Annotated in this window: 7 protein-coding genes; 2 read left to right on the forward strand and 5 right to left on the reverse strand. The window is 34.5% G+C overall.

What is annotated here, in order from left to right; all coding sequences use genetic code 11:
• Positions 1 to 194: 194 nt before the first annotated feature.
• Entirely contained in the window at positions 195 to 920 is a 726-nt protein-coding gene (locus CKF59_RS06590) for a DUF1007 family protein (RefSeq protein WP_119535152.1), read from the forward strand.
• A 6-nt stretch (positions 921 to 926) separates the two neighbouring features.
• A complete protein-coding gene (locus CKF59_RS06595) occupies positions 927 to 2,195 on the forward strand; it encodes a nickel/cobalt transporter (RefSeq protein WP_119535153.1) in 1,269 nt (422 codons plus the stop codon).
• Positions 2,196 to 2,342: 147 nt separating this feature from the next.
• Here CKF59_RS06595 and CKF59_RS06600 read toward each other — a convergent pair whose 3' ends face one another.
• From CKF59_RS06600 to eno, 5 genes are all read right to left on the reverse strand, one after another.
• Positions 2,343 to 3,050 (reverse strand): LysE family translocator, encoded by a 708-nt coding sequence (locus tag CKF59_RS06600; RefSeq protein WP_119535154.1) that lies wholly within the window; start codon positions 3,048 to 3,050, stop codon positions 2,343 to 2,345.
• A gap of 35 nt (positions 3,051 to 3,085) precedes the next feature.
• Entirely contained in the window at positions 3,086 to 3,802 is a 717-nt protein-coding gene (locus CKF59_RS06605) for a LysE family translocator (protein WP_119535155.1), read from the reverse strand.
• A 68-nt stretch (positions 3,803 to 3,870) separates the two neighbouring features.
• Positions 3,871 to 4,281: a hypothetical protein gene (locus CKF59_RS06610; protein WP_147397140.1), complete on the reverse strand. Its 411-nt coding sequence runs from the start codon at positions 4,279 to 4,281 to the stop codon at positions 3,871 to 3,873.
• Between the two features lie 325 nt (positions 4,282 to 4,606).
• Entirely contained in the window at positions 4,607 to 5,959 is a 1,353-nt protein-coding gene (gene pepB, locus CKF59_RS06615; protein WP_119535157.1) for an aminopeptidase PepB, read from the reverse strand.
• Positions 5,960 to 6,131: 172 nt separating this feature from the next.
• Positions 6,132 to 7,433: a phosphopyruvate hydratase gene (eno, locus tag CKF59_RS06620; protein WP_119535158.1), complete on the reverse strand. Its 1,302-nt coding sequence runs from the start codon at positions 7,431 to 7,433 to the stop codon at positions 6,132 to 6,134.
• Positions 7,434 to 7,649 lie beyond the last annotated feature (216 nt).

The raw sequence follows: 7,649 nt of genomic DNA on the forward strand, positions 1-7,649 counted from the left end.
ATCATAAATCCGCTAGTTTAGCGTTAATATTCTTTAGTATAGCTCAGATTTTTTGATAAAATAACCTATACACGACCAAGTTTAACTCAAGCAAAAAACTATTTTTTCTAAAGTAAAAAAGATCAATACTTTTTCCTTTGTTATAGTTTTTTAAACTTTATAATATAAGTACTTTACAATTGCTCCTCCCGTTTATGAAGAAAATACTTTTTACTTTTTGGATCTATTTTTTTAGTCTTAGTTTAGTTGTTGCTCACCCTCATGCTTGGACTCAATTACGTTTAGTTGCGGTTAATGAGAACCCAGCAAATCTCAAAATCAACTCTCGTGATTATGGAGACAGAGTAGTTTATCCACAGTTAAAATTAGAGCCGAACCATACCGCAATCTATGGTTTACTATTTACCATGGAACTAGATGCTCTTTCTTCTGCTCCAATTCTTGCCGAAGTAAAAAGAGGAGCTGATGATTTTTGGGCAGAAATCGCCACTAATTTTGTCGAATATAATTTCTTTACTAAAGCTAAACTCAATGGCTTAGATGAAAAAAAAGCTCAAGACCTTAAATTTGCTCATGCCATTAGTATGGTAGATATCAAAGTAAATGAGCATAAACGTGTAGAAGTAATTTACTTTGCTCCTTTTGCTCAACCGGTGATCTTAAGTGACAAGGACTATATTATGTTACAAACTTATGATCCTTCTTATTTTATTGATATGAGTTATACCTCTTATAAATCAATAACCTTCTCAAATCCAAACACAATTCCAACTTGTGAAGCTGGTTTAGAAATAGCTTCTCCAGATGCCTCGCTTGTAGACTATGCAAATTCTCTACCTATAGATGCAACCCCTAATGATCCTGATATAGGTCAATACTTTACCCAAACTGTTTATCTAGGATGCCCTTATACTCCTTAACCACCTATGAAAAAAAATATTCTCGCTTTAATAGCTTTAAGCACAATTTTAGCTTTACTATTAGTTGGTTTTGATTATCTTTACATCAATATTATGCGAACTCTCGGTAATTTTAATAATTACCTCGCTCAACTAATTCTCAAAGCTCAAACTTCTCCATGGGCTGGCCCTACATTAGTTGGTTTGAGTTTTCTATATGGAATCCTCCATGCCATAGGTCCTGGACATGGTAAATTTGTTCTCGCTTCTTACTCCTTAGCTACTAACCCTAAATTTATAAAATTAGTTGCTCTAGGTTTAACTATTTCTTTATTACAAGGAGTAACTGCGGTAGTTATTGGAGCAAGTGTACTTTACTTATTTGGCAATTCAGTCACCTATTTATTTAAACTCAATGATCATTTAGGAGTGATTAGTGGTGTCCTCATTGGCTTATTAGCTTTATTTTGGCTTTGCCGTAGTTTATACCGCTCTTATAAAATCATTAAGCTCATACGAGCAGAGAAGCTTGCTCATCAAACCATTTCCGCAGAAAAAGAAGAGCAAACTCAGACCACTTTATCTAATGACCATAAGTCTTTTATTAGTGATAGATCAACCTCACTACCTGAACAGCAAGCTTCTCAGCAAAAGCCTCAAACTAAAACTAATGAGCCAAGCTCATCAACTAGTTGCTGTCATCACCCCTCAAGTACAAGTGTGAAGAATAAAGTATCGGCTACCTCAACTAACCAAAGCACCTGTTGCTCTCACCATCATCAAGAGAATATAGGTGACCATCAAGGAAGTAGCTGTAACCATCAAAGTAGCGTACATGCACACCATCATGACCATAATTGTAATTGTGGCAACCATATGGATTGGGATAAATTTAATCAACTTGATAGTTTTAGAGATAGATTGATTATGGCAACTTCGATTATCTTACGCCCTTGTTCAGGAGCCTTAGCAGTATTAATCTTTGGTTATGCCGTAGACCTTTGGTGGTGGGGAGTAGTTTCTACGATGATGATGGCAGTAGGTACGGGAATTGGACTTATCTTTGCAGTGCAACTGGTAACGCTTATTAAGCATCTTGGCTTTAATAAGCTATTTGGACGAGCTAGTGCTTTTAAATCTCTTTTTATCCAAGGAGCAGTTTGTTGTATTGCTATAGCTCTAATGTTTGTTTCTTTACATACAGCCTATATAAGTTATACTTCTCAAGATAATATTAAAATCTATACTCGTAGTTCTTCACGTCCATTATTACAACAAAATAATGCCGATGAATAATCTTAGACATAAGTAAAGACCACAAGGGAAATCTTGTGGTCTTTACTTATAGATTTATTATCAAATTTACTTAAATAAATTTTTTAAGAATCAAAACCAAAGTCAATTTCTTTAAGTTATTACTATAACCTTTATGCTTCTAGCCTCTTAAACTAAACTGGTATCGCCAGTATAGAGAACTACAAAGATTCTACTTAATAATACTAAAGCTAAAGCAAGGATAATAATTCCAGAAACTATTTCTAACTTCGCTCTAAAGCTCGGCGTCGCAAAACGATTAGCAAGGTAATTTACCATTAAAGCTAAGCAAATCCACCACATTAAACCCACAATAATATGGGTTACACTTAACACTAAAAACTGCTCACCTAAACTAAAGCTTCCCTGAGCATGGAGAAATTGTGGTAGGGTACTAACAATAAAAATAAAAGCTTTAGGATTAAGAAGATTTACTAAAGCTCCTTTTTTAAAGCAATCAAAATTAGAAACTAGCTCCTGCTTACTTAAGTTATACATTGTAAGATCAGCACTTTCACCATTGTTTTTTAAATTACGTAAATGCTTTAACTCCCTTAAAGCTCCACGTAAAATATTTAGAGCTAAATAAATAAGAAATAAAGCTCCTAATAATTGAATCCCTCGAAAAACTATGGGATAACGAGTAAAAAATGCAATTGCCCCTAAATAGGTTAACAGCAAATGCCAACTAATACCCAATTGAATTCCTATCCCTCCAAAAATCCCATAACTACGACGTTTTAAAGAAACTGAAGTAATATAAACAAAGTCAGGACCAGGTAAAGCTACGGCAATTATCGAAATAACTATCCAAGCAATTAAACTATCGTAACTCATAAATTCCAACCTTTATTGGTAATAGCAAACCTTAATTAAAAATACTGTTGATAAAATTGCCAAGCTAGAGTTCCTAATAAAATTAAACCTATCATTAATAGGCAATACCCACCAATCATTTCTAGTTTAATTCTAAAACTTGCTGAGGAAAATTTTTGGGCAAGATAACTTACTAAATAAGTTAATACTGTCCAATGGATAATTCCCAAGATTAGATTTACCACGCAAAGGATAAACATTTGCATGCCTATACTCAAGTTAGCATTAGTATCTACAAACTGAGGTAGTACCGTTGCCATAAAAATAAAACATTTAGGATTTAAAATATTGGCAAAAAATCCGGTACGGTAAGCTTTAAAAGTACTCATACTTTGAGCAGCTTGAATCTTTAAATCCTCATCTATTTGCTTTAGGTCTTGCCCTGTAGTTTGAGCTTGTAAATATAAACGTTTCAGCTCAGTATTACGTGCATAAGCTGAAGATAAAATTAAATAGGCAAGATAAAGCAAATAAGCCGAACCGATTAATTGAATTACCTCAAATGCCGTATGATTATACTTAGCTATGGCAATTGTCCCAAAACAGGCAATTAACGAATGACACAATACTCCAGTTTGCAAACCTGCGGCACAAAAAAGTCCTAGCTTACGAGAACGTAAACTCACGGAAGTAATACAGAAAAAGTCAGCTCCAGGCAAGGCATTACCAACAATAATAATTAACATCCAGCTGACTAATAATTCATAAGACATAAATTTTTACCAAAAATATATACAAGAAAACGCACATAACAAATATGTGCGTCAAGTAAAACTTGCTCTTACTCAGTAACAGCTTTATCTTTAGCGGTTGTCGAGTTTAATCTTTGTAATGCCTCCTTGACATCAACATTAGTTAAATGAAGACTCACCAGCATTTCTTTGTAGTTTTGTAAAGCTCTAGAACCAGGAATTTTTAATTGTTTAGTAAAAATATTAGTTTTGCCTTCAATTTGAGTAGTCAGACTAATCGCACGAGCTAAAACATCTGCTTTACTCTCTGAACTCTCCTGTCCTAAAGATTCACGAATAATTGCATAAGCTAAATTACGATCATTGATACATCTTGTAATGGTAGCAATATGATCGGTCAATACTGATTCAGGTAAACTATAACTACTAGTAATTGCTTTGGTATAAATTTCAATAAAACTAGAATCTAAAAAACTACGATCTGCAAGCTGGGTCGTCATAGTATATACAACTTGCAAACTTGAACCTTTAAATTCGTCTTTAACTGGTCTTAATTTCTTAAAATATAGAACAACAAGCGATAAGATTATGATTAAAATTATAACTAGACTAATTAAAATTAGCATAAATTCATATCTTCCATATTACCTAGCATAGGTAATATCTATTTTAATAAAACTATATGTTATACAACAAAGATGTTGCTTTGCGTTTAAATCAATGTCTATATTATACTTTATTTTACCCTTAACTTATAGCAAAAAGAGAAAAAAGATCGTCAACCACGATCTTTTTTCTCTAATATATAAGAATTTAGTTCAAGTTCTATTTATATTCTACAAGGAATTTCGCTAGAGTTTGTAGACCTTTACCAGTAGCACCAAATGCTAAATTTGCACCTCCACGGCGATTAAAAGTACTTGAAGCATCAATATGTAACCAACCTTTTTGGTAATCAGTTACAAAGTAAGATAAAAATGCTGCTGCCGTTGAAGCTCCAGCAGATTGCACTACTGAGCCAGTATTACTAATTGTTGCATAAGGACTAGTAATTTGTTGACGATGGAACTCAGCGAATGGTAATCTCCAGAATAACTCACGAGTTAGCTCGGCAGTTGCAAGGAGTTTATTTACTAGTTCTGTATCAAAGCTTAATAAACTATGATAATCAGTTCCTACCGCTACTTTAGCCGCTCCGGTTAAAGTAGCTGCATCAATAATTAATTCAGGACGCACCCCATTATTACAGCTTGAAGCTAAAATTAAAGCATCGGCTAAAACTAAACGACCTTCTGCATCGGTATTATCTACGGAAGCTGTTACTCCATTAGGGTAAGAAATAATATCTCCTAAACGGAAAGCGTTAGAGCTTACCATGTTTTCGGCACAACTTAAAAATAGTTTTACTCGCTTATCTAAACCTGAAGCTATAGCTAATGCAAGAGTTGCAGTCATTAAAGCTGCTCCGCCCATATCCGAACGCATCGTACTCATAGAATCACTTGGTTTAAGTGAATAACCACCAGTATCAAAAGTAATTCCTTTCCCTACTAAAGCTACTACTACAGGTTCTTCAGCATTACCTGATGGATTAAAGTCTACCTCAAGTAAACAAGGCTTATTAACCGAACCTCTACCTACAGTATGTACGCCAACAAAGCCGTGACTTAATAACTGATCAAAATTGGTTAAGTTTACAGTTAAAGCACTTTCTTTACCTACACTAGTAGCAGATTCTTTAAGACGAGCTACAGCTTTTTCTGCTAATTTTTCTGGAGTTAAACTCTCAGCATGCTCATTAATTAGATCACGTAAAAAAGTCATATGACCATTTACACGTTCAAAATCAGCACGTACGGATTCAGGAATGGTAAAGCTCTTTTCATCACGTTTATCAAAACGAGGATCATAAAAGCCCTGAGCAAATGCTAGCGTCGCACGTAAACAAAACTCTTCAGGCAAAGTAAACTCTTTAAAGTTTGACTGACGACAAGTGCGTCCTAAACGTTGAAAGAGATCGATTCTTTCATCTACAGATAACTTCTCTACTTCACCCTGAGCATTCTTTTTCCCGACATAAACAGTATAACTTTGTTCCTGCTCATTTAGAGTTAATACTGGATTTACTCCTTGTGCATATTCAGGCACTGGAGCTTTTACAACTTTAATTTGTACCATGAAATTATTTCCTTATCCTAATCTAGATAGTTGACAATATTTATTTTACTCTCATTTTTTAGAAAAATCTTAATATTTTTTTACACTATCTAAAGATTTTTGCCCATGCAAAGAGGTCTAGAGACTTATATCTCTAGACCTCTTATTAGTCTAATCCTAATTTAAATTAGAATTATTGACCTTTAACTGCTTTACGACCTAAGAATGGTGCTTTTTCACCTAATTGTTCTTCGATACGGATTAATTGGTTATATTTAGCAACACGGTCAGAACGGCTCATAGAACCAGTTTTGATTTGACCAGCAGCAGTACCTACAGCTAAGTCAGCGATTGTTGCATCTTCAGTTTCACCTGAACGGTGTGAAATTACTGCTGTATAACCAGCTTCTTTAGCCATACGGATTGCAGCTAAAGTTTCAGTTAATGAACCGATTTGGTTGAATTTGATTAGGATTGAGTTAGCAATACCTTTTTCGATACCTTCTTTTAAGATTCTTGTGTTAGTAACGAATAAGTCATCACCTACTAATTGGATACGGTTACCTAATTTTTCAGTTTGGTAAGCCCAACCAGCCCAATCAGACTCGTCTTGACCATCTTCAATAGAAATAATTGGGTATTCTTGAGTTAATTCAGCTAGGTAGTCAGTGAATTCGTGAGAAGTAAATACTTTACCTTCACCTTTTAATTCATAAGTACCTTTTTCTTTGTTGTAGAACTCTGAAGAAGCACAGTCCATAGCTAAAGTAATGTCTTTACCTAATTCGTAACCAGCTTTTTCTACAGCTTCTTTAATACATGCTAAAGCTTCAGCGTTTGAACCTAAGTTAGGAGCGAAACCACCTTCATCACCTACAGCAGTATTTAAGCCACGAGCTTTTAATACTTTAGCAAGGTTGTGGAATACTTCTGCACCCATACGTAAAGCTTCTTTAATGTTTTTAGCACCAACTGGTTGAATCATGAATTCTTGGATATCAACGTTGTTATCAGCGTGCTCACCACCATTTAAGATGTTCATCATTGGTAATGGCATAGAGTAAACTCCAGGAGTACCATTTAATTCAGCAATGTGAGCATATAAAGGTTGTTTTTTGCTAGCTGCAGCTGCTTTTGCGTTAGCTAAAGATACTGCTAAGATTGCGTTTGCACCTAAGTTAGTTTTGAAGTCAGTGCCATCTAAATCTAACATTTTTTGGTCAACTTCAGCTTGATTTAAAGCGTCAAGACCTAATAATGCTGGAGCGATAATATCGTTTACGTTAGAAACAGCTTTTAAAACACCTTTACCTAAGTAACGAGTTTTGTCACCATCACGTAATTCTAAAGCTTCACGAGAACCTGTAGAAGCACCTGATGGAGCAGCAGCTAAACCTACTGAACCGTCAGCTAAATGAACTTCAGCTTCAACAGTTGGGTTACCACGTGAATCGATAATTTCTCTACCAATAATTTTTACAATTTTAGAAGACATAATTAAACCTTTATTTAATTGACTAAAAACCTATCCTCAAGTACAAGAAAGATAAAAGTGTATCTACCCCAATGTAGACACTCATGAGAATAAGTCTTCAGAGTGTGATTAACTGGCGTTATTATACCCGATTTATTCCTTTTTTGCTACATATTCACAAGTTTTTCACATCTAACAAGCTTTAAAATCTTATAGCCTATTCACTATATATAGTAT

Source organism: Psittacicella gerlachiana (genome assembly GCF_003585965.1).
In the GTDB taxonomy this organism is placed as follows: domain Bacteria; phylum Pseudomonadota; class Gammaproteobacteria; order Enterobacterales; family Psittacicellaceae; genus Psittacicella; species Psittacicella gerlachiana.

Coding starts and splice junctions, on each gene's coding strand:
- CKF59_RS06600 (WP_119535154.1), bottom strand. CDS start 3,050: ATGAGTTACGATAGTTTAATTGCTTGGATAGTTATTTCGATAATTGCC.
- pepB (WP_119535157.1), bottom strand. CDS start 5,959: ATGGTACAAATTAAAGTTGTAAAAGCTCCAGTGCCTGAATATGCACAA.
- eno (WP_119535158.1), bottom strand. CDS start 7,433: ATGTCTTCTAAAATTGTAAAAATTATTGGTAGAGAAATTATCGATTCA.
- CKF59_RS06610 (WP_147397140.1), bottom strand. CDS start 4,281: ATGACGACCCAGCTTGCAGATCGTAGTTTTTTAGATTCTAGTTTTATT.
- CKF59_RS06590 (WP_119535152.1), top strand. CDS start 195: ATGAAGAAAATACTTTTTACTTTTTGGATCTATTTTTTTAGTCTTAGT.
- CKF59_RS06605 (WP_119535155.1), bottom strand. CDS start 3,802: ATGTCTTATGAATTATTAGTCAGCTGGATGTTAATTATTATTGTTGGT.
- CKF59_RS06595 (WP_119535153.1), top strand. CDS start 927: ATGAAAAAAAATATTCTCGCTTTAATAGCTTTAAGCACAATTTTAGCT.